The 22,991-nt window shown below is 69.7% G+C and carries 17 protein-coding genes; 7 read left to right on the top strand and 10 right to left on the bottom strand.

What is annotated here, in order from left to right; all coding sequences use genetic code 11:
* Window positions 1-315: 315 nt before the first annotated feature.
* Window positions 316-2,046 (bottom strand): glycoside hydrolase family 6 protein, encoded by a 1,731-nt coding sequence (locus C1703_RS36305; protein WP_114256818.1) that lies wholly within the window; start codon window positions 2,044-2,046, stop codon window positions 316-318.
* A gap of 1,228 nt (window positions 2,047-3,274) precedes the next feature.
* On the opposite strand from C1703_RS36305, the gene C1703_RS36300 reads away from it, so the two are divergent.
* Window positions 3,275-6,190, top strand: a complete 2,916-nt coding sequence (locus tag C1703_RS36300) for a glycoside hydrolase family 48 protein (protein WP_114256817.1) — start codon at window positions 3,275-3,277, stop codon at window positions 6,188-6,190.
* 452 nt (window positions 6,191-6,642) lie between these two features.
* Window positions 6,643-7,779: a cellulose binding domain-containing protein gene (locus tag C1703_RS36295; protein ID WP_114256816.1), complete on the top strand. Its 1,137-nt coding sequence runs from the start codon at window positions 6,643-6,645 to the stop codon at window positions 7,777-7,779.
* Window positions 7,780-7,910: 131 nt separating this feature from the next.
* On the opposite strand, the gene C1703_RS36290 is transcribed toward C1703_RS36295, so the two are convergent.
* Window positions 7,911-8,732 carry a glycoside hydrolase family 16 protein gene (locus tag C1703_RS36290; protein WP_114257764.1) on the bottom strand — a complete coding sequence of 274 codons (822 nt, stop codon included), beginning with the start codon at window positions 8,730-8,732 and terminating at the stop codon, window positions 7,911-7,913.
* Window positions 8,733-8,940: 208 nt separating this feature from the next.
* On the opposite strand from C1703_RS36290, the gene C1703_RS36285 reads away from it, so the two are divergent.
* Window positions 8,941-9,963: a LacI family DNA-binding transcriptional regulator gene (locus C1703_RS36285; RefSeq protein WP_114257763.1), complete on the top strand. Its 1,023-nt coding sequence runs from the start codon at window positions 8,941-8,943 to the stop codon at window positions 9,961-9,963.
* 143 nt (window positions 9,964-10,106) lie between these two features.
* On the opposite strand, the gene C1703_RS36280 is transcribed toward C1703_RS36285, so the two are convergent.
* From C1703_RS36280 to C1703_RS36245, 8 genes are all read right to left on the bottom strand, one after another.
* Entirely contained in the window at window positions 10,107-10,574 is a 468-nt protein-coding gene (locus C1703_RS36280; RefSeq protein WP_343236415.1) for an LUD domain-containing protein, read from the bottom strand.
* 154 nt (window positions 10,575-10,728) lie between these two features.
* The gene (locus C1703_RS36275; protein ID WP_114256815.1) at window positions 10,729-12,237 is read right to left on the bottom strand and encodes a LutB/LldF family L-lactate oxidation iron-sulfur protein; all 1,509 of its coding nucleotides are present in this window, start codon (window positions 12,235-12,237) and stop codon (window positions 10,729-10,731) included.
* Window positions 12,234-12,974 (bottom strand): (Fe-S)-binding protein, encoded by a 741-nt coding sequence (locus C1703_RS36270; protein ID WP_114256814.1) that lies wholly within the window; start codon window positions 12,972-12,974, stop codon window positions 12,234-12,236. The genes C1703_RS36275 and C1703_RS36270 overlap by 4 nt, the downstream gene beginning before the upstream one ends.
* A 13-nt stretch (window positions 12,975-12,987) precedes the next feature.
* Complete coding sequence (locus tag C1703_RS36265) at window positions 12,988-13,299, bottom strand: L-rhamnose mutarotase (protein ID WP_114256813.1); 312 nt, start codon at window positions 13,297-13,299, stop codon at window positions 12,988-12,990.
* Complete coding sequence (locus tag C1703_RS36260; RefSeq protein ID WP_114256812.1) at window positions 13,296-14,306, bottom strand: aldo/keto reductase; 1,011 nt, start codon at window positions 14,304-14,306, stop codon at window positions 13,296-13,298. The genes C1703_RS36265 and C1703_RS36260 overlap by 4 nt, the downstream gene beginning before the upstream one ends.
* Complete coding sequence (locus C1703_RS36255) at window positions 14,303-15,076, bottom strand: SDR family oxidoreductase (protein ID WP_114256811.1); 774 nt, start codon at window positions 15,074-15,076, stop codon at window positions 14,303-14,305. The genes C1703_RS36260 and C1703_RS36255 overlap by 4 nt, the downstream gene beginning before the upstream one ends.
* On the bottom strand, window positions 15,073-16,410 hold the full coding sequence (locus C1703_RS36250) for an L-fuconate dehydratase (protein ID WP_114256810.1): 1,338 nt from the start codon (window positions 16,408-16,410) through the stop codon (window positions 15,073-15,075). Before C1703_RS36250 ends, C1703_RS36255 begins: the two co-directional genes overlap by 4 nt.
* A gap of 11 nt (window positions 16,411-16,421) precedes the next feature.
* Window positions 16,422-17,273, bottom strand: a complete 852-nt coding sequence (locus C1703_RS36245; RefSeq protein WP_114256809.1) for a fumarylacetoacetate hydrolase family protein — start codon at window positions 17,271-17,273, stop codon at window positions 16,422-16,424.
* Window positions 17,274-18,141: 868 nt separating this feature from the next.
* Here C1703_RS36245 and C1703_RS36240 point away from each other — a divergent pair.
* The 4 genes from C1703_RS36240 to C1703_RS36225 all read left to right on the top strand — a co-directional run bounded on the left by C1703_RS36240 (window position 18,142) and on the right by C1703_RS36225 (window position 22,752).
* Window positions 18,142-19,191: a sugar ABC transporter substrate-binding protein gene (locus C1703_RS36240; protein WP_114256808.1), complete on the top strand. Its 1,050-nt coding sequence runs from the start codon at window positions 18,142-18,144 to the stop codon at window positions 19,189-19,191.
* 148 nt (window positions 19,192-19,339) lie between these two features.
* Window positions 19,340-20,926: a sugar ABC transporter ATP-binding protein gene (locus C1703_RS36235; protein ID WP_114256807.1), complete on the top strand. Its 1,587-nt coding sequence runs from the start codon at window positions 19,340-19,342 to the stop codon at window positions 20,924-20,926.
* 2 nt (window positions 20,927-20,928) lie between these two features.
* Window positions 20,929-21,972: an ABC transporter permease gene (locus C1703_RS36230; RefSeq protein ID WP_114256806.1), complete on the top strand. Its 1,044-nt coding sequence runs from the start codon at window positions 20,929-20,931 to the stop codon at window positions 21,970-21,972.
* A 78-nt stretch (window positions 21,973-22,050) separates the two neighbouring features.
* A complete protein-coding gene (locus C1703_RS36225) occupies window positions 22,051-22,752 on the top strand; it encodes an FCD domain-containing protein (RefSeq protein ID WP_114257761.1) in 702 nt (233 codons plus the stop codon).
* Window positions 22,753-22,991 lie beyond the last annotated feature (239 nt).

Below are 22,991 nucleotides of genomic sequence, written 5' to 3'. Positions count from 1 at the left end.
CCAGCCCAGTCGGCCAAGGTGACCAAGCTGCAGTGTGCTCTTCGGAGACCCAGCCGCCGCGCGAGCTCGCTCAGCCCGATCGGCTCGGCGCCGACTGCCTCAAGAACCGTGAGCGCCGGCTGCCGGACTCGGCATCTCGGTCGGCACCACGCACGTCCGCACCGGCGCGGTCATCGAGCTGCCGGCTGGGCCACCGGCGGCGCGGCGCGTGCTGGGCGGTCCAGACAAGCCGCCACCCTGCCGGTAGACGCGATCCGCCGGTGCCCGGCCCTCCCTGAGGGCCGGGCACCGGCTGACGCTCACCGCGTCAAGGCGTTACGGAAGCGGCGGGTAGGCGTTCTGCATCAGCTGCCTGAACTGGGCGGAGAACCAGTGTCCCGCCACGGGCGCGTTCGGCAGTGACCCCGTGGGGTTGTTGCCGTTGCGGGGGTTGCCGCCATAGGTCGGGTCGCACATGCGGTCGAAGCCCTTGCCCTCGTCGTTGGGGATGGCGCTGCTGGAGCCGTCGGACTCCCCCGGCGGCTTGACCCACACGTAGGCGTCGATGCCGGCGGCAGGTGCCGCGGTGGGCCGTTCGCCGAGGCCGGCGCCGCTCTGATTGCACCAGTTGCCGGCGTGGATGCGCCGGTCGATGCGGCTGCCGTTGACGTAGTCGTCCACGGAGGTCATCGGTCCGGGGCCGGTGGGCCGGGCGGTGCCGCCCCAGCCGTTGCGGGACGTGTCGATGAGCATGCCGAGGCCGGAGTCGAAGCCGGCCGCGACGAGCTTGTCACGCAGCGCCTGGGCGAAGGACTGCTCGTCCGCGTACTGGTTCCAGTCCAGCCACTTGGACTGACGCACGGTCTGCCCGTTGACCGTGTCGGTGATCTTCAGGTACGGCTCCTTGGTCGGACTGTAGTTGGCGGTGTTGACGATGAACCCGGCCACGTCGTTCACGCTCGCGCCGTTGGTGGTGGCGACCTTGTGGAACTGCTGCACCGCGGGGCCGAAATTGCTGTCCCAGCCGAGCCAGCCGTGGTGTGCGGCGTCGATGTAGTTGTAGACGTTCGGGATGGCGCCGAGCTTGTCGAGGGCGTAGGAGACGCCCTTCTCGTAGTTGCCGTTGGCCTTCATGGTCACGCAGGCGTCGGTGGTGGTGGGGGTGCCGCCGGCGTTGGTGACGAGGTTGGGCAGTGAGTCGGGTTCGATGATGGTGGCGATCCTGAGGGACGCGTACTTCGGGTCGGAGAGGATCGAGGCGATGGGGTCGATGTACTGGGTCTTGTACTTGTCGATCTCGTCGGGCTTGAGCTCACCGTTGGAGGCGAGGGCGGCGCAGTCGCGGCCCGGGAGGTCGTAGATGACCACCTGGAAGACGAGCTCGCCGGAGCCCTTCTGCTTCAGGGCCTCATCGAGGTGGGCGCGCAGACCCATGCCGCCCTTCACACCGTTGATCGCGGCGATCCGGTCCATCCAGACCGCGGTGGGCTGGTTGGAGATACGGCTGCCACCCGGTTCTGCGGCGGCCTTCGCGGACCACTCCGGGTTCACATAGACCTTGGCGCCGGAGTACGGGTTGCCTGCCTTGGGCCCGGTCGGGCCGGGGTCCGTCGGGCCCGGATCGGTCGGGCCGGGGTCCGTCGGGCCGCCGTCGACGTTGCAGGTCACGCCGTCGAGGGTGAACGTGGCCGGGACGGCGTTGGTGCCGCTGTAGGTGCCCTGGAAGCCGAAGCTGACCGAACCTCCGGTGGCGAGCGTGCCGTTGTAGTTCTCGTTGTTGGCGGTGACGGCGGTGCCGCTCTGGCTGATCTTCGAGTTCCAGAAGCTGGTGATCTTCTGGTTGCCCGCGTACGACCACTTCACCGACCAACCCGACTTGGCAGCCGCGTTGTTGGTGATGGTGACGGCAGCGGTGAAGCCGGTGTCCCACTGGTTCTGCACCTTGTAGTCCACCGTGCAGGGTACGGCGGCGGTTGCGGCACCGGCCGGTGCCGTGAGGAGCGCAGCCCCTGAACTTCCGGTGAGCAGCGCGAGGGCGGCGAGCAGTGAGGTCCTGGTGCGACTCATGAGTGTGGGTTCCTTCTCCTTCGACATTCTTCTACTGATCACGGCCGCGCAGACGGTTGCGCGGTCCGATGCTGTGCAGGGTGGGCGTGGCGTCGACGGTTCGAGACCGGGGACGGGGCGGAGGAGCGGTACCGGGTGCCCGCTCCATCCCAGGTGGGACGGATTGCGGGCGCCGGACCACTCATGACCTTGTCGGTGCAGCCGTGCGAGGAGGTGCGCGCACCGATCTACCGCGCCACCAAAGGCACGTGCGCGGCGATGGGGGCGAGCGTGGCCGGGCCGGCTCTCGTCGGTGCAGATGTCGGAGCAGGTGTTGCTGTTGTGGACACGCCGGGGGCGACCGGACTGCCCGCCGGGTCGGTGAGCTCGTGCAGTAGCCACAGATCGAGGTTGCTGGGGTATGCCGGTCCACCCGCAAGGATCACGTTCTGCGCTCTGGTGGAGGGCACGTAAGCGTCCACCACGTCAGTGCCGGCGACCTCGCACGAGGCCTCTGGGCGGACACCGCCGTGTCACCGTGCCGCAGGTACTTCCACGCGTCCGCGACACCGCAGGTCGTGCGGTCCGGGCACGGCTCACTGCACGGGTCGGCGAGGAGCACGATCTCGCGTGACACGGTTTGATGTCGGACAGGCCCAGTCGACGCTCCCGGCTGCCGGTCGGCTCGGAGCCGCCCCCGATTGTGGCGGGCACCGTCGTGCCGGACCGGGACCAGGCGGTGTTCAGGTCCTGGGCCAGCTTGCGACCGTCGGCGAAAGTCGAGCGGCGGTGTCCGCTTGTGCGACGCGGCGGACTCGTCGGTGCTTTGCGCTGATCCGTGGAAGCCGTTGTCCCACTGGCCGTGGACGGTGTGCTCCCTCGGCCAGGGGCACATCGCTCCCTGGGCCGAGACCATCGGGACGACCGTGGTGGCGACGAGCGTGTCGGCGCCCGCAACGGCTTGAAGTAACGAAGGTGGGGGGTGTCGCATGAGCGACTCCTTGCAGTTGAGCGCGTCGTGACCGGCGCGTCGCCTGATTGGAACCGCTCCCACTGGTGCGAAGGAAGGTAGCGGCGAGTGGCGCGGTTGCCCAGAGGTGCTGCAGAACTTTCCTCTAACTAAACGGTTTTGCGCCTTCGACTCTTCAAGCGTCTTGACCCCCACTGACCGCGTCCCCATGATGGGAGCGCTCCCACTGGCCAAGACTTGTCCTTCCCCGAGCCGTAAGCCGCTAGGAGGAACCAGTTCATGGATCCCGGACGCAAACGCAGAGCCGTTCGGCGGGTGTGGACCGCTGTGGCGACCGCTTTAGCCCTGCCCCTGTCGTTGCTGGCCACGGGTTCGGCTCCCGCCCAGGCGGCCGCACTTCGGTGCAGTGTCGACTACAAGACGAACGACTGGGGCTCCGGCTTCACCGCGGACCTGACGATCACCAACCGTGGTACGGACGTCATCGACGGTTGGACCCTGACCTACAGCTACTCGGGCAACCAGAAGCTGAGCAACGGCTGGAACGGCACCTGGTCCCAGTCCGGGCAGTCGATCACCGTGAAGGACGCCGGCTACAACGGGCGGATCGCCGCCGGAGCCGCCGTGTCGACCGGCGCCCAGTTCAGCTACAGCGGCACCAACACCGCCCCCACGAACTTCGCGATCAACGGCACCAGCTGCACCGGCGCCCACCAACCCCCCATCACCGTGCTCACCAGCCCGGCCGCGGGCGCCGTCTACAGCCAGGGCGAGGCGGTGCCGCTGGCGGCCACCGCCGCGGCCGCGGACAACGCCACGATCAGCAAGGTGGAGTTCTACGACGACACGAAGCTGCTCGGCACGGACACGACGGCGCCGTACTCGCTCTCGGTCTCAAGTTTGACCGTGGGCAGTCATTCACTCGTCGCGAAGGCCTACGACAGCCTCGGCGCGTCCGCGTCGTCCACGCCCGTGGGCATCACGGTCGCCTCAGGGCCCACCGTGGTCGCCACGCCCACGCAACTGGGTGTCCAGCAGGGCAAGACAGGCACGTACGAGGTGAAGCTGTCGAAGCAGCCGTCCTCGAACGTCACCGTCAACACGGCCCGGACGAGCGGCAATTCAGGTCTGTCGGTGACCGGTGGCGCTTCGCTCACCTTCACGCCGCAGAACTGGAACACCGCGCAGAAGGTGACCATCACCGCCGACAAGTCCGGTACCGGCGCGGCGACCTTCGAGTCGACGGCCCCCGGGCACGCGAAGGTCGCGGTCACCGTGACGCAGCTGGGAGCGACGAAGGACTACGACGCCCGCTTCCTGGAGCTGTACGGGAAGATCACCAACCCGGCGAACGGCTACTTCTCCCCCGAGGGCATCCCGTACCACTCGGTCGAGACGCTGATCGTCGAGGCGCCGGACCACGGTCACGAGACCACGTCGGAGGCCTACAGCTACCTCCTGTGGCTCCAGGCCATGTACGGCAAGGTGACGGGCGACTGGTCGAAGTTCAACGGGGCCTGGGAGATCATGGAGAAGTACATGATCCCCACCAAGGCCGACCAGCCGACCAACTCCTTCTACAACGCCTCCAAGCCGGCGACGTACGCCCCCGAACTGGACACCCCGAACGAGTACCCGGCCAAGCTCGACCCGTCCGTTGCGGCGGGCCGGGACCCGATCGCGGCGGAGCTGAAGAGCGCGTACGGCACGGACGACGTCTACGGCATGCACTGGCTGCAGGACGTCGACAACGTCTACGGCTTCGGCAACTCGCCGGGCAAGTGCGAGGCGGGTCCGTCGGACACCGGACCGTCGTACATCAACACCTTCCAGCGCGGCGCGCAGGAGTCGGTGTGGGAGACGGTGCCGCAGCCGACCTGCGACGCCTTCAAGTACGGCGGCAAGAACGGCTACCTGGACCTGTTCACCGGTGACTCCTCCTACGCCAAGCAGTGGAAGTTCACCAACGCGCCGGACGCCGACGCGCGGGCCGTGCAGGCCGCCTACTGGGCCGACATCTGGGCCAAGCAGCAGGGCAAGGGGTCGGACGTCTCCGCGACCATGACCAAGGCCGCGAAGATGGGCGACTACCTGCGCTACGCGATGTACGACAAGTACTTCAAGAAGGTCGGCAACTGCGTCGGTCCCTCGACCTGCCCGGCGGGCACCGGCAAGGACGCCTCGATGTACCTGCTGTCCTGGTACTACGCCTGGGGCGGCGCCACCGACACCAACGCCGGCTGGGCCTGGCGCATCGGCTCCAGCCACGCCCACGGCGGCTACCAGAACCCGCTGGCCGCGTACGCGCTCGCCAACTACGCCCCGCTGAAGCCCAAGTCGGCAACGGGCGCGGCCGACTGGGCCAAGTCCATGGACCGGCAGCTGGAGTTCTACCGCTGGCTGCAGTCGGACGAGGGCGCCATCGCGGGCGGCGCGACCAACAGCTGGGCGGGCCGGTACGCGACCCCGCCGGCCGGGAAGTCGACGTTCTACGGCATGTACTACGACGAGAAGCCCGTGTACCACGACCCGCCGTCCAACCAGTGGTTCGGCTTCCAGGCGTGGTCCATGGAGCGGGTCGCCGAGCTGTACCAGCAGACGGGCAACGCGCAGGCCAAGACGGTCCTCGACAAGTGGGTCGACTGGGCGCTGTCCAAGACCACGTTCAACCCGGACGGCACGTTCCGCATCCCGTCGACGCTGCAGTGGTCGGGCCAGCCCGACACCTGGAACGCCTCTAACCCCGGCTCCAACAGCGGGCTGCACGTCAGCGTGGTGGACTACACGAACGACGTCGGGGTGGCCGCCGCGTTCGCCAAGACGCTGACGTACTACGCCGACCGCTCGGGTGACACCGAGGCCGCGGCGGCCGCGAAGAAGCTGCTGGACGGGATGTGGGACAACCACCAGGACGCCCTCGGTATCGCCGTCCCGGAGAACCGGGCCGACTACAACCGGTTCGACGACCCGGTGTACATCCCGAGCGGCTGGACGGGCACGATGCCGAACGGCGACGCGATCAACTCCTCGTCGACGTTCGACTCGATCCGCTCCTTCTACAAGGACGACCCGGCCTGGTCGAAGATCGAGGCCTATCTCAAGGGCGGGGCCGTCCCGTCGTTCACGTACCACCGGTTCTGGGCCCAGGCGGACATCGCCCTGGCCATGGGCTCGTACGCGGAACTCCTCGAGTAGCCCCCCGCTGAGGCCCGCGTGCGCGACCCCGTCACAAGGAGACGGGGTCACCCGCCGGGCGGCCCCCAGCCACACGGGGGCCGCCCGGTGACCACCCGTTTCTCCACCGCTCATTGAGCCTGCCGGCCGCGAGTGGAGTGAGACACCAAGGAGGCTCGCCGGCCTGTGACCCTCTACGCCCCCTCACCAGCAGACAGCAGACCGCACCGGACGGGAGGGCATGGATGAGACCCGGCCAGCCCAACGCGTCGCAGCGCCGGGCCGAGCACCGGAGGGCCATCGAGTTGCCCTCCACCCGAACGACCTGCCCTTTCGGGACCCGTTTGAGAGGCCTACGCTCGGCATCTTGTCAGGGACATGATCCTCTCCTACAGTCCCCTTCCGAACAAGAAATGGGAGCGCTCCCATTCATGGGCGCTCTTCTCCCCCCACATCCACTGCGGAGGAGCCGCATGCAACCACCACGTCACCAAGCCCGCAGGATGCGCGCCCTGTCCGGTGCGCTGCTCACCTCACTCGTCGCGCTGGCAGCGCTTCTCACCGGCGCGTCGACGTCGCACGCCGACACAACGATCTGCGAGCCGTTCGGCTCCACGACCATCCAGGGCCGTTACGTCGTGCAGAACAACCGCTGGGGCACCAGTCAGACCCAGTGCATCGCCGTCACGGACTCGGGCTTCAGGGTCACCCAGGCCGACGGTTCGGTCCCGACGAACGGCGCCCCGAAGTCCTACCCGTCCGTGTACAACGGCTGCCACTACACCAACTGCTCCCCCGGCACGAAGCTCCCCGCACGGCTGAGCTCCATCGCCGACGCACCCACGAGCATCTCCTACGGCTACGTGGGCGGCGACGCCGCGTACAACGCCTCGTACGACATCTGGCTGGACCCGACGCCCCGCACCGACGGCGTGAACCGGACCGAGATCATGATCTGGCTCAACAAGGTGGGCCCGATCCAGCCCATCGGCTCCCAGGTCGGTACGGCGAACGTGGCCGGACGCACCTGGCAGGTGTGGCAGGGCAGCAACGGCTCCAACGACGTGATCTCCTTCGTCGCCCCGTCGGCGATCGACAGCTGGAGCTTCGACGCGATGGACTTCGTCCGGCAGGCCGTCTCCCGCGGACTCGCGCAGAACGACTGGTACCTGACAAGCATTCAGGCGGGTTTCGAGCCTTGGCGGAACGGTGCGGGACTGGCGGTGAACTCCTTCTCGTCGACCGTCAACCTCGGCGGCGGCACACCCGGCCCCGGCACTCCCAGCGGACCCGCGGCATGCAAGGTGGCCTACGGCACCAGCGTGTGGCAGGGCGGCTACACCGCCGATGTCACCTTGACCAACACGGGTTCCTCGCCGGTCAACGGCTGGAATCTCTCGTTCACCCTGCCCGCGGGGCAGACGATCACCAGCGCGTGGAACGCCGGGATCTCTCCGTCGTCAGGAGCGGTCACGGCCGGCAACCTGCCGTACAACGCATCTCTTGCGCCCGGCGGCCAGGTCTCCTTCGGCTTCCAGGCCTCCTACAGCGGCAGCTTCGCCAAGCCGGCCACCTTCAGCCTGAACGGCACTCCCTGCACCACCGCGTGATGTATTCGGAATGACTCACCTGACCCGAGCCGCCGGTCGCCCGCTGCCGAGCACGCACCGGACCCGAGTCGCATCCGCCCACCCGGAACCCGCCCGCCAGGCTCGTGCCTGAGGGGCGGGTCCCGCCTCTCTCACGAGGCGCCCGTCTCCGGCTGGTCGAGTGCATCCCACCCACGCACACGGTGGACATGAGCGGTCTTCGGGTAGGAGGTCCCGGCGTCCGAGCGTGGGCCGATCTCAAACAGGTCGATCATCAAGAAGAGCGGGTAGGCGGGAGACTGACGCGTCCGCTTCACCATGACGCCCTCGCAGCCGATGATCGTGCCCGACGGCCCCCACACAGCCGTCCAGGTGTGGGGTTTCGAGGCGTCCAGGGGAAGGACGACTTCCGTCATGTCGGTCGTCAACCGCCTGTCCGAATGCGCTTTCACCCCGCACCGGGCGCGACTCCGCCCCTCGCAGACGGCGTCGGCGTCGATCTCGAAGATACAGATCTCACCGCTCTCCCCCTCCGACCGATGCTCCGTGCCCACCAGCCACGCCGCGAGCATGCATCCCTCGTCCACGCTCGCGCTCACCGTCACCTCCACCCGTCCGGCCGTGGGTGCCCAGAGCAGGCGCTCGCGGGTCTCCGTGCGGACGACAAGTCCGTCGGAACGGTGTCGGTGTGTTCCCCGGTGAGAGCCCACCGGGCCGGAGAAGACCCCGGTCTGCACGTTGGACACGCGTAGCGGAGCGTCCTCCTCTCGCCAGTCCGGCTGGTCGGCGTCGATACGCAGCCGCAGCCCCGAACCGTCGATGTCGTAGCGTGCCCGGGACCGCTCGGGTGACGTCCAGTGGGGCAGATAGTGATCGACCCAGCGATCCTTCCTGAGCTGCGGAACGGCGAAATCGTCCTCGAAGTCAGGCTCATGAGCCGGAGAATCGGGGAACCGCAGGACATCCTCACCCATGCCACCATCGTCCCAGACGACGGCCCCTGCCGGGTCGACGCCGCTCCCCCTGTGCGCGGCACGAACCCGGCGATGCACAGCGCATTCACTCATGAATGAGGCGAACGCGACGTCGTCACCTGGCCGACAGAGCACGGGTCACGCCTGGAAGCCGTGTGCCTGGTTCCTTCGCCCCGTAAGATCGGATGATCTCGTGGGGGAGGTGGTCATGGGCAGGCGACGCCCCGGAACGCCAACGTTGGAAGAGGTGGCCGCTCGCGCCGGGGTGGGGCGTGGCACGGTCTCCCGCGTCATCAACAACGCGGCCGGTGTGAAGGAGTCGACGCGCGAAGCCGTGCAGCGAGCCATCGAGGAGCTGGGGTACGTTCCCAATCTCGCGGCGCGCTCCCTGGCCGGGCAGCGAACCGATGCCGTCGCTCTCGTCCTGACGGAGCCCGACTGGCGCGTGTTCGCCGAGCCGTTCTTCTCGGAGATCGTCCGCGCCCTCGGGGACGCGCTGACGGACACCGGGATGCAACTGCTGCTGACCCTGGTCCGCTCGGACACCGAGCGCAAGCGCTTCCTCGAGTACGCGCGCGGCGGCCGGGTCGACGGGGTCCTGCTGTTGTCGGTGCATGCGGGGGACCGGCTCCCTGACATGCTCGCCGAGGCGCGGCTGCCGACCGTGATGCTGGGGCGCCGTTCGGGCGACGAGTACGTCAGTTACGTGGACGCGGACAACGTGGGCGGTGCCCGCAGCGCAGTCTCCCACCTGCTGGCACGGGGCCGTGGAACGATCGCCACCATCACGGGGCCGTTGGACATGTACGTCGCCCAGTGCCGGCTGCGCGGCTACCGGGATGCTCTGACGCTTGCCGGTTTGAGGTACGAGGAGTCCTTGGTCGCCGAGAGCGACTTCTCGGACGACAGCGGGCGCCGCGCCATGGCGGAACTCCTCGAACGGCACCCGGAGATCGACGGCGTCCTCGCCGCGTCGGACACCACGGCGGCGGGGGCTCTGCAAGCACTGCGGGCGGCGGGACGGCGCGTACCGGAGGATGTCGCCGTGATCGGTTTCGACGACTTTCCGTTGGCTCAGCGCACCGATCCGCCTCTGACCACCGTGCGTCAGCCGCTGGAGGAGATGGGCCGGGCCATGATCCGCCTGCTCTTGGAGGACATGGACGAGCCGTCGGTGGCCTACCGCCACGTCATCCTCCGCACGCAGCTCCAGGTCCGTGAATCGGCGTGACGAGCGTCGTCGCCCGCCGGGTGCCCCGAGCCGGAGACAGTCGCCACGGGTTTCGGGAGCGCTCCCACTCGCTGTTCCGTGGCGGCGGTCCCCGCTTCGGGTACGTCGTCCGCCAGGCGCCTGCTGCCACCCGGATCGGGCCGCTATGTGTCCCCGATGACGATGATGTCCAGCGTCCGCGGTCCGTGCACGCCCTCTACGCGGTCCAGCTCGATGTCGCTGGTCGCGGAGGGACCGGACACGAGCGTCAGGGGCCGGTACGGATCGACGCGGCTGAGAGCCTCGGGCACATCGAAGACGATCTGGTCCTCGCGGACCAGGCAGATGTGCTGGTCCGGAAGGAGGGTCAGGGCTCGGCGCCCCTGGCCCGGGCCGTGATCGAGTATCACGGTCCCGGTGACGGCGATGGCGGTCGCAGCGGTGGTGAGCACCGCGTCCGCCGCGTCGAGCTGCCCCGGCGTCAGCGGCGGGGAGTCCTCCAGCCGGGACCAGGGTCCCTGGGGAATCAGGTCGGCGGGAAGGCCCGGCGGGACGACCAGCGAACGTGCTCCGGTGCGCACCAGAGCGTCCTGGACGGCTACGGCGGCCCGGGCCACCGGAACACGGACCACCGTGGCACGGTACTCGGCTGTGCGTTCGCTGAAGAGCCTGACGATGTCCGGCACCGCGTGGTCGGTCCGGTGGCCGGGTGAAGATGGTGCGTCATCGGGGTTCTCGGAGCGAGGCACGTCGGTCAGTGCTCTCCTCACCGCCCGCACGACGGTGTCACGGCCGGTCACCGGCGGCCTCCTCTTCCGCCGACGCATGACCTTGTGTTCCTTTCACGGCCTTCGACCTGCGCCACCATGCGCGCAGTGACTCCCGTGGGGGCGCCGGCGTGTCCCGGGTGCCCGTCCAGCGGGCCAACGGGCCCGGCAGGGCACCGATCCGGCCGTCGCGGGCCACGAGACGGGCGCCGAGCGCTGCCAGCCACTGAGCCGCCGCCAAACGCGTCGGGGAGGACAGAACCAGTCCGGTGGCCTTCATGGCGAGCGCCTCGACGGTGGGCAGGAACCGACCACGGCGTTGTGCCTCCACGGCCTCGGCGCGCAGGTGGACCAGCACCTCCGGGATGTTGATCTTCACGGGGCAGGCGTCGTAGCAGGCGCCGCACAGAGTCGAGGCGAAGGGCAGGGAAGCCGCGTTCTCGACGCCGACGAGCTGCGGGGTGAGTACGGCGCCGATCGGGCCGGGGTAGACGGAGCCGTAGGCGTGGCCGCCGGTGCGCTCGTACACCGGGCAGACGTTCAGGCAGGCCGAGCAGCGGATGCAGGCGAGGGCCTGGCGGCCCACATCGTCGGCCAGGGTGGCGGTGCGGCCGTTGTCGAGCAGCACAAGGTGGAAGTCTGTGGGGCCGTCGCCTTCGGTGACCCCCGTCCACAGCGAGGTGTACGGGTTCATGCGCTCGCCGGTCGAGGAGCGCGGCAGCAGTTGGAGGAAGACGTCCAGGTCGGCGAAGGAGGGAAGGACCTTCTCGATGCCCATGACCGTGATGAGGGTGTCCGGCAGGGTCAGGCACATCCGCCCGTTGCCCTCCGACTCCACGACCGCGACCGTGCCGGTGTCGGCGGCGGCGAAGTTGGCACCGGAGACGGCGACCTTGCACCGCAGGAACTTCTCGCGCAGATGCAGCCGGGCGGCTTCGGCGAGCTCGCGGGGATCGTCACCGAGCCCCTCGGGGGCGGGGCTGCCCCACTCCCCCATCTCCCGCAGGAAGATCTCCCGGATCTCGGAGCGGCCCCGGTGGATGGCCGGCACGAGAATGTGGGAGGGGCGGTCACCTCCCAACTGCACGATGAGTTCGGCGAGATCGGTCTCGTAGGCGCGGATTCCCGCGTCGGCGAGCGCCTCGTTGAGGCCGATCTCCTGGGTGGCCATCGACTTGACCTTGACGACCTCGCGCTCGCCGGTGGCCTTCACCAGGTAGGTGACGATGCGGTTGGCGTCGGCGGCGTCCGCGGCCCAGTGGACCGTACCGCCCGCGGCGGTCACCGCCTTCTCCAGCCGCAGGAGATGGTGGTCGAGGTGGCGCAGGGTGCGCCGTTTGACCGCAGCCGCCCGCTCGCGCAGTTCCTCCCAGTCGTGGAGTTCGGCGGCGGCCTTCAGCCGTTTGTCACGGATGGTGCCGGTGGCCCGGCGCAGGTTCGCCCGCAGCCGGGTGTCGGCGAGCGCGCCTCGGGCGGCCTCGGGGAAGGCCGGGGTGCCCAGCCACACGACGTTGTCGGCGCCGCTCACCGCGTGTCTCCTTCCGTGGCGGCCAGGATCTCGGCCAGGTGCCGGGTTCCGATGCCCGTGCGGAGTCGGGACAGGCCGCCGCCGATGTGCGTGAGACAGGAGTTGTCGCCGGCGCACAGGAACTCGGCGCCGGTGCTTTGGACATGGCGCATCTTGTCGGCCAGCATGGCGTTGGAGACCTCGTGGTTCTTCAGGGCGAAGGTGCCGCCGAAGCCGCAGCAGGTGTCGGCGGCGGGCAGTTCGACCAGGTCGATGCCCTTGACGGCGCGCAGCAGCCGCAGTGGCCGGTCGCCGACGCGCAGCATGCGCAGGGAGTGGCAGGTCGGGTGGTAGGTGACGCGGTGCGGGAAGCAGGCGCCGACGTCGGTGACGCCGAGGACGTCGACGAGGAGTTCCGACAGTTCGTACACCGTCGGCGCCACCTCCTCGACCGCCTCGGTGAGGGCGTTGTCCCCGTACTGGGCGGCGACCACCCGGTGGTGGTCGCGGACCATGCCCGCGCAGGAGCCGGAGGGGGCGACGACGGCGTCGTAGCCCGCGAAGACCTCCGCGAACCGGCGCACCATCGGCAGGGTCTCGGGGCGGTAGCCGGTGTTGAAGTGCATCTGACCGCAGCACGTCTGGCCCTGCGGGAACTCCACGGTGTGGCCCAGGCGTTCCAGGAGTCGAGTGACCGCCCGGCCGGTGTCGGGGAACATCGTGTCGTTGAAGCAGGTGATGAAGAGGGCTATGCGCATGTGTGGTTCCGGGTCACAGCTGCCACACCACGGGCAGTGAGGCGTCGGCTCCGTCGGCGGAGTAGTCGTGGACGACGTCCAGCAGTTCGGCCATCCTCGCCTGCCAGGCGATGTTGACGGGCAGCTTCTCGAGTGCGGCGATCATCGCCGGGTAGTCCTCCACCTCCAGGAGATGGAACAGCTCGGTACCGCTGCGCCAGATCGTCCACTCACTGACTCCCGCGGCGCGGATGGCCGCGGTCAGCTCCTCGGGGACCTCGCGGTGCGCCGCCTCGTACTCCGCGATGCGGTCGGCGCGGACCTTGGTGTGCAGGGCGACTCTCATGGCGCCTCCTTCGACGGTGTGACGGCGGGGAGCGGTGTGTCCGGGGCCAGCAGTCCCTCGGCGTGCAGTTCGTCCCACAGGGCGGCGGCGACGGGGTGCCTCAGCCGGTCCACGGTGTCGCGCACTTCCTCGGCGGAGCGGGCTCCGCTCAGGACGCTCGCGACCGCCCGGTGGCCGAACGGGAAGTGCAGGGCGGCCGCGCGCAGCGGCACACCGTGGCGTGCGGCGATCGCCTTGAGCCGCAGGGCACGGTCCAGGACGGACCGCGGGGCGGGCGCGTAGTCGTACGTCGCACCGGGCCTCGGGTCGGTCAGCAGCCCGGAGTTGAACACCCCGCCGATGATCACGCTCCTTCCGCGGGCGGCGGCCTCGGGCAGTACCTCGGCGAGCCCCTCCTGTTCCAGCAGGGTGTAGCGGCCGGCGAGCAGGACCACGTCGATGTCGGTCTCCCGCAGGAAGCGGGCGGGCAGCGCGCATTGGTTGGTTCCGATGCCGATCGCCTTGACGACACCTTCGGCACGCAGCCGCTCCAGCGCCGGATACGCCTCGGTGAGGGCCTGCTCGGCGTGGTCGTCGGGGTCGTGCAGGAGTGCGATGTCGACGCGGTCCAGACCGAGGCGGTCCAGGCTGGCTTCGAGGGAGCGCAGTACGCCGTCGGCACTGAAGTCCCAGACCCGCCGATGGGTGTCGGAGACGGCGAAGCCGTGCGCGAGGTCGTCGCCCGCGCCGCCCCGCGGATTCGGCTCCAGCAGCCGTCCGACCTTCGTGGACACGGTGTACGTGTCCCGGGGGCGGTCGCACAGCGCGGTGCCCAGGCGGCGCTCGGACAGGCCGAGCCCGTAGTGGGGCGCGGTGTCGAAGGCGCGGATGCCCGCGTCCCAGGCGGCGTCCACGGCGGCGAAGGCCGCCTCGGCTGTGACCGGGCGGTAGAGGTTTCCGATGCCCGCGGCCCCGAACGACAGCTCGGTGACGCGGACACCGGTGCCGCCCAGGGGCGTCGTCCTCATGAGCCGGCCGCCGGGCGGAGCCTGAGCCCCTGCATGCCGCCGTCGACGGCGAGGGCGGTACCGGTCACGGAGCCGGCGGCCGGGGACGCCAGATAGACCACGGCCGCCGCGATTTCGTCCGCGGTGACCAGGCGGCCGATCGGCTGGCGTGCGTTCAGGGCGGCACGTTCCGCCTCGGGGTCGTCGGCGGCGTCCAGGAGCCGGGCCACCCAGGGGGTGTCGGCGGTGCCCGGGTTGACGCAGTTGACGCGGATTCCCTCGCGGACGTGGTCGGCGGCCATGGCCAGGGTGAGGGACAGCACGGCGCCCTTGCTGGCGGAGTACAGGGCGCGCTGCGGGAGTCCGGCCGTGGCCGCGATCGAGCAGATGTTGACGATGGCCGCGGTGCCCGGACGGGCGGTGGCTGCGCGTCGCAGGTACGGCAGGGCGGCGCGGGAGGTGCGCACCAGGCCGAGGACGTTGACGTCCAGGACGTGGTGCCACTGTTCGTCGGGGTTGTCCTCGACGGTGCCGACGGCGCCGATGCCCGCGTTGTTGACGAGGATGTCCAGGCCGCCGAGCCGCTCGGCCGCTTCCTCCACGGCGCGGCGGACCGAGGTGTCGTCGCCGACGTCGGCCTTGAGGGCGTGCAGCGGCTCCGGCACTCCGGACGGTTCCAGGTCGAGCACGGCCACCGCCGCGCCCTGCGCGGCCAGCGTCTGGGCTGTGGCCAGTCCGATGCCGGACCCGCCGCCGGTGACGAGGGCTCTGAGGCCTGACAGCCCGGTCATGCCACCTCCTCCCGTCCGGCGCGGTCGGCGACCCAGAACGTCCCGTCCGGGTAGCGGTACTCGGCGATGGACTCCTCCTTCATCATGGCGGAGAAACCCGGTGCGAGGGGCGCGGTGTAGTGCCCTTCGCGCATCACCACGGGCACGGTGAAGTGCTCGTGGAGGTGGTCGACGTACTCGATGACCCGGTTCTCGGTGGTACCGGACAGGGCCAGGTAGTCGAACATCGACAGGTGCTGCACCAGCTCGCACAGCCCCACCCCGCCGGCGTGCGGACACACCGGCACCCCGAACTTCGCGGCGAGCAGCAGGATGGCCAGGTTCTCGTTGACCCCGCCGACTCGGGCGGCGTCGATCTGGAGGACGTCGAGGGCGCCGGCCTGGAGGAGTTGCTTGAAGACGACGCGGTTCTGCACGTGTTCGCCGGTGGCCACCTTCACCGGCGCGACCGCTTCACGGACGGCGGCGTGTCCGAGGATGTCGTCGGGGCTGGTGGGCTCCTCGATCCAGTACGGGTCGAAGGCGGCGAGCGCGTCGGTCCACTGGATCGCCTCGTCCACGTTCCACCGCTGGTTGGCGTCGATGGCGATGCGAATGCCGTCACCGACGGCGGCACGGGCCGTGCGCAGGCGCCGGACGTCGTCCTCCAGGTCCGCGCCGACCTTCAGTTTGATCTGGGTGAACCCGTCGGCGACCGCCTGCTTGGCCAGCCGGGTGAGCTTGTCGTCGGAGTAACCGAGCCAGCCGGGCGAGGTCGTGTAGCCCGGGTATCCGCGGTTCACCAGCACGGCCTCGCGCTCGTCGAGCCCCGCGCGGCCCTCGCGCAGGAGAGCGAGTGCGTCCTCGGGGGTGAGGACGTCGGCGATGTAGCGGAAGTCGACCTGGGAGACCAGCCACTCCGGTTCGGCGTGGGCGAGCAGCCGCCACAGCGGCTGGCCGGCGCGCTTGGCGGCCAGGTCCCACACGGCGTTCACGACCGCGCCGATCGCCATGTGCATCACGCCCTTCTCGGGGCCGAGCCAGCGCAGCTGACTGTCACCGATCAGGTCGCGGCTGAGTGAGCCCGGGTCGGCGCACAGCTCCGTGACGGAGCGGCCCACGACGTGGTGGCGCAGGGCGCCGATCGCGGCGACCTGCACATCGTTGCCGCGTCCGATGGTGAAGGTGAAACCGTGGCCCTCGAGCCCGTCACCGGCGTCGGTGCGCAGCACGACATAGGCGGCGGAGTAGTCGGGGTCCGGGTTCATCGCGTCGGAACCGTCCAGCTCCCGCGAGGTGGGGAAGCGGACGTCGTAGGTGTCGACCGCGGTGATCCGGGCTGAGATGGCAGTCAAGGGGGTGCCTTTCACGCTTGGCCGAAGGTCTGGCGCTGGCTGCCGAGCCTGTCGACGGAGAGTTCGGCGGTGTCGCCGGGGCGGAGGTAGGGAGTGCCGGGCAGACCGAGGGCCACGCCCGCGGGCGTCCCCGTGTTGATCACGTCGCCCGGCTCCAGGACCATGTACTGACTCAGGTACGCCACGATGTGGTCGACCGGGAAGATCATGTCCCGGGTGTGCCCGTCCTGCCGCTTCACGCCGTTGACGCTCAGGTGCAGCCCGAGGTCCTGCGGGTCGCCGACCTCGTCGGCGGTGACCAGCCACGGGCCGAGCGGATTGAAGGTCTCGCAGGACTTGCCGAGGTCCCACTGCGGGGAGTACTCCAGCTGGAACTCACGCTCCGAGACGTCATGGCTGATCGCGTACCCGGCGATGACGGACCGAGCGGCCTCGGCGCCGTCCAGGTACCGCGCCCGGCGGCCGATGACGACCGCGAGCTCGACCTCCCAGTCCGTCTTCACCGAGCCGCGCGGAACGAGTACCTCGTCGTAGGGCCCGACCACGGTCCCCGGGTCCTTCATGAACACCACCGGCCGCTCGGGGATCGCGGCGCCGGTCTCGGCGGCGTGGTCCCGGTAGTTCAGGCCGATGCAGACGATCTTGCCAGGGCGTGCGACGGGCGGGCCGATCCGCAGGCCGTCAGCGTCCAGAACGGGGAGGGCTCCTGCCGCGACCGCGGCACGGGCACGGTCGATGCCGTCCGAGGCGAGGAACGCGCGGTCAACGTCGGAGGTCACGGAGGACAGGTCCAGCAGCCGGCCGTCGTCGGTGCGGACAGCGGGCCGCTCTTCGCCGGGGGCGCCGACTCGTAGCAGTTTCACTGGCGTTTCCCTTGCCGTAGGCGGGTTCAGGGAGGGAGTGACGGTCGGTGGTACGGGCGGGCCATTGCCGCCGGTAGCGCCCCGACCGGACCGTGCGGAGCGCCTCAGCGGCCCGCTCCCTCAGTCATCGGATGAATGGCGGCATCGAGACTGTAGACGCAGGACCACCCGCTGGCAACGGATTCCTCGGATGTATTTTCCCCGTCGTGAGCGTTCACCCGGAAATGACGGGCAGTTGCACCCCGGTCACCGCTGATGCAGGGGTGACGACCGAGATTTCGTCCGATGACTCTGGGCGAGCCATGTGCGGCAGACTCCGCTGGTAGGAGCGCTGACCTCGTGCCGCTGAACCTGACCGGAGTGGGTGACAGCAGCCCGGCGGCGCCGTTCCGTCGACGGGACAGCCCAGCGGACGCAGCGGTCGTTGCCGAATCGTGAGGCGCGGCCGCCCGGTGCGACACGGTCAACCGATTGAGCATAGGCGCAGGTCATAGGTCGACTCACTAGTCCTCCTGACGCGTTCGCGCGCGACCGCTCGGCATGGCTTCGCCCTGCTGCTCAATTCAACGGCCACGGAGTCTTGTCAACTTCGGCAACCCCGTCGTAACGTCCTCGACGTCCGAGAGACATCGGAGGAATGGCCCGGGGGCCCCTGGCGCCCTTCCGAACGGTCGGATACAGCCCCTGACCTGCGTCTCTCGGGCAGCCTCTCCCGTTTCCGTCCCCTCGGGCGCGGTCCCGCACTGCCTTGTGCCGGGCAACCCTCTGCCCGGCCCGCTGCCCCGCCCGCCCTCTCCGGCAGGCGAGTACGCCTCCCTCTCATCGCTGTCTCGCGGTCCTCCGCCCCGTCAAAGGAGACAACACGGTCATGAAGCCCACTCGCACCCGCTCCACTGCCACAGCCGCCACCGCCGTGCTCGCGGTCCTCGCCCTCGCCACCGCGTGCAACCGGAGCGGCTCGGAGTCGGTCGGCTCGGGCGGCGACAAGCCGGCCATCGGCATCGACCTGCCGCGTTCCGACTCCGACTTCTGGAACTCCTACGCGCAGTACCTGAAGAAGGACATCAAGGCGGACGGCATCAACGCCCTGCCGGTCAGCAATTCGCAGAACGACGTCACCAAGCTCGTCGCCAACGTCCAGGTCTTCCAGAACACCGGAGCGAAGGCCGTCGTCATGGCGCCCCAGGACACCGGCGCCATCGCCTCCACCCTCGACACCCTCGCGTCCAAGAAGATCCCTGTGGTCAGTGTCGACACCAGGCCTGACAAGGGTGAGGTCTACATGGTGGTCCGCGCCGACAACCGGGCGTACGGCACAAAGGCCTGTGAGTTCCTCGGCAAGCAGCTCGGCGGCAAGGGCAAGGTGGCCGAGTTCCAGGGCTCCCTGGACTCCATCAACGGCCGCGACCGCTCGGAGGCCTTCGCCGAGTGCATGAAGACCAAGTTCCCCAAGATCAAGGTCTTCGAGCTTCCCACGGAGTGGAAGGGGGACGTCGCCTCCGCCAAGCTGCAGTCGCTGCTGGCCCAGCACCCGGACCTGAACGGTATCTACATGCAGGCCGGCGGCGCGTTCCTCCAGCCCACCCTGGCGCTGCTGGAGCAGAAGGGCCTGCTCAAGCCCGCCGGCGAGAAGGGCCACATCAGCATCGTCTCCAACGACGGCATCCCGCAGGAGTTCGACGCCATCCGCAAGGGCCAGATCGACGCCACGGTCTCCCAGCCCGCCGACCTCTACGCCAAGTACGCGCTGTACTACGCCCAGGCCGCGGCAGAGGGCAAGACGTTCAAGCCGGGCGCGACCGACCACGGCTCGACGATCGTCAAGATCCCGAACGGGCTGGAGGACCAGCTGCCCGCCCCGCTGGTGACCAAGGACAACGTGGACGACAAGTCCCTGTGGGGCAACAACGTCGGCTGACAACCGGCAGCCACCGACCGCGTCAACGCCGGCGGACCTCACTCCCCTCCCCCGACTGCGGCCCCCCGACCCGGATCCGGTCGGCTCCTTGCTCCCCGGTTCCCGATCCCCGGCCCCCACCATCCGTACCCGAAGGACGGTATCCAGCATGGCGGACACCGCCACCAGCCCGGCGAGCGGACCCGGAACCCGGGCCCCGGTCGCCGAGGCGACCGGCATCAGCAAACGATTCGGCGCCACCATCGCGCTGCGCGACGCCCGCATCAGCATCGCCGAGGGCGAAGCGCACGCCCTGGTGGGACGCAACGGCGCCGGCAAGTCGACGCTCGTGTCCATCCTCACCGGCCTCCAGCAGCCCGACACCGGCTCGCTGCGCTTCTCCGGTGCGCCGGCCCCCGCCTACGGAGACATCGACGCCTGGCGCTCGAAGGTCGCCTGCGTCTACCAGCGGTCCACCATCATCGGTGATCTGACCGTCGCCGAGAACCTCTTCCTGAACCGGCAGAGCCCCGGCGCGGTGCGCCCCATCCGCTGGAAGCAGCTCAGGCAGCGGGCGGAGGAACTCCTCGGCGAGTACGGCGTGGCCGTCGACCCCGCCGCCCGGGCCAGGGACCTGACCGTCGAGCAGCGGCAGTTCGTGGAGATCGCCCGCGCGCTGTCCTTCGGCGCCCGGTTCATCATCCTGGACGAGCCCACCGCCAAGCTCGACGCCCGCGGCATCGGCCGCCTCTTCGACAAGCTCCGGGACCTGCAGGAGCAAGGCGTCGCCTTCCTCTTCATCTCCCACCACCTGCAAGAGGTCTACGACCTCTGCACCACCGTCACGGTCTACCGCGACGCGGCCCACATCCTCACCGCACCCGTGGCCGAACTGGGGCACCACTCCCTCGTGGAGGCCATGACCGGCGACGCCGCCTCCGTGGCAGCAGGCCCCGCGAGCGCGCCCCCGACCGCACCGGCCGACGGGACGGAGCTGCTGCGCATCGACGCCCTCACCCTGCCCGGCGCCTGCGAGGACCTCTCCCTGGCGGTGCGCTCCGGCGAGGTGATCGGGCTCGCCGGAGCGACGGCCAGCGGCAATGTGCAGGTGGGCGAGACCGTCGCCGGTCTGCACCGCGCCAAGGCCGGCCGCATCACCATCGGTGGCACAGTCGTGCGCACCGGCAGCGTGCCGTCCGCCCTGGCCGCCGGAGTGGGTTTCGTCCCCGAGGACCGCCATCTGCAGGGCCTGGTCAACAACCGGAGCGTGGCGGAGAACGCGACGCTCACCGTCACCGACCAGCTCGGCCCGTTCGGCACTGTCCTGCCCGCCCGCACCAGGGCCTTCGCCCGACGCATGATCCGCGACCTCGACATCAAGACCCCCGCGGCCGACACCCCGGTCTCCGCGCTCTCCGGCGGCAACCAGCAGAAGGTCGTCGTCGCCCGCGCCCTGGCCACCGACCCGCACGTCCTGGTGGCCATCCGCCCCACCAACGGCGTCGACGTCAAATCCAAGGAGTTCCTGCTCGGCAGGATCCGGCGGGCCGCCGACGAGGGCAAGGCCGCCCTGATCGTCTCCGACGAACTCGACGACCTCAGAACCTGCGACCGCGTCGTGGTCATGTTCCACGGACGGGTGGTCGCCGAGTTCGACCGCGGCTGGAAGGACGAGCACGTCGTCGCCGCCATCGAGGGCGTCGCCGACACCACCACCGCATCCGCCGCGTCCGGCACTCACCAGCACGGAAGGTAGACATGTCCGCCACCACAGATGTCACGGAGCCCGCACCGAGCAAAACGGAGCCTTCCGCGGCGGACACCGCCCGGCAGCGGCTCGACCTCGGCCGTTTCCGTGAACTGTCCCTGGTCCCGGCCATCCTCGTGCTGGGCCTGATCGGTTTCATCGTCTCGCCGGCCTTCCTGACCGCCGACAACCTCATCGGAGTGGCGCAGCAGTCCACCGAACTGAGTCTGCTCGTCCTCGCCACCGCCCTCATCCTCATCTGCGGGCGCATGGACCTGTCGCTGGAATCGACCATCGGCGTGGCCCCGGTCATCGCCGTATGGCTCGTCCTGCCGACGACCGGTGGGCGGTTCACCGGACTCGGGCTCTTCCCCGAGTGGACGGCGGTCCCGTTGTGCCTCCTGGTCGGCGTGGCGATCGGCGTTCTGAACGGCTTCCTCATCCTCAAGCTGCGGCTCAACGGGTTCATCGTCACCCTCGGCGGTCTGACCATGCTGCGCGGCCTCCAGGTCGCCCTCTCCGAGGGCCAGTCGATCGTGGACCTGCCGTCCTCGTTCACCTACCTGGGCAAGGCGTCCTGGCTCGGCGTACCCGCGGCCATCTGGATCTGCGCGGTGCTGTTCGCGGCGGGGGGCAGCGCGCTGGCGTGGCTGCGGCACGGCCGGGCGCTGTACGCCGTCGGCGGCAACGCGGAGGCGGCCCGCACCGCCGGCATCCGCGTCGACCGGATCGTGTGGGCCGTCCTCATCCTCGGCAGCCTGCTCGCCGCGTTCGCCGGCATCCTCTACAGCGGCCACTACGGCTCCATCTCCGCCACCCAGGGCAGCGGCTGGATCTTCCAGGTCTTCGCCGCGACCGTCATCGGAGGGGTGAGCCTGAACGGCGGCAAGGGCTCCGTGTTCGGCGCCCTCACGGGCGTCCTGACTCTCCAGCTCGTCGTCAACGTCATGACTCTGGCGGGCGTGCCGGCGCTGTGGAACCAGTTCCTGAACGGCGCGATCATCATCGTCGCCCTGATCATCTCCCGCTTCGCTTCCGGCGAGAAGCAGGAGTAGCGGTCGCCCGCTCCGCCCCGGCCCCGTGCCGAGTGGCGGAGCGGCGCTCGTATGTCCCCGGCACAGGAAGGCACGCACGTGGCACTCACCGACGAGGCGATGGACAAGATCAAGGCGATGATCGTCGCAGGCGAACTCGCGCCCAGCTCCCGCCTGCCGAAGGAGGAGATACTCGCCGCGCAGTTGGGCCTGTCCCGCAACTCGCTGCGCGAGGCCGTCCGCGCGCTCACCGCGATGCGCATCCTCACCGTGCGGCAGGGGGACGGCACCTATGTGTCCAGCCTGGAGCCCCATCTCCTCCTCGAGTCGCTCTCCTTCGCCTCGGACGTCTCCCAGGGACGGACCGCCCTGCAACTGCTCCAGGTGCGCAGGCTCCTGGAGCCCCAGGCGACCGGGCTGGCCGCCGCGCTGCTGACCTCCGAGGACCTGCGAGAACTCGGCGACATCCTGGAACGGTCCAAGTCGGCCGCCACGGTCGAGGAGTTCATCGCCCACGACATCGCCTTCCACGTGAGGATCGTCGAAGCCGTCGGCAACCCGGTGCTGTCCATGCTGCTGCGCGTGCTGTCCACCCGTACCCAGCGGGTACGCATCGTCCGGGGCAGCCAGGCCCGGCGTGCCGTGGACAACGCGCACCGGGACCACCAGCAGATCCTCGGTGCCCTGAAGGCACGCGACGCGCTGCTGGCCGCCTCGGCCGCGACGGTGCACATCACCGCCGTCGAACAGTGGCTGGCGGCCAGCCTGAACGAGGCACCGGAGGAACCTCTCGCCGGCTGACCGCGCCCGTCCCCCGTGCTCCCGCCGCCGCCCGACGCCCCCTCCCATGCCGGTCGGGCGGCGGCGGGTCACTCATGCCGCGGCACGGCACCGCAGGAGCGCCCGAGCGGGTGATGCGGCCGGGCGGCAGCGCAAGGGGACGTCGTACGTACCGGGGCGATACCGAAGTGGCACACCACTGGTCTCTGCCGAACAGCATTCCATTGAGGCGAGTTGGAAAGCTGGATGAGAACGGGCGC

The sequence above is a fragment of the Streptomyces sp. Go-475 genome (assembly GCF_003330845.1).
Classification (GTDB): domain Bacteria; phylum Actinomycetota; class Actinomycetes; order Streptomycetales; family Streptomycetaceae; genus Streptomyces.
The sequence above is the reverse complement of the archived record's forward strand: the minus strand, read 5'-3'. Positions and strand labels throughout refer to the sequence as shown.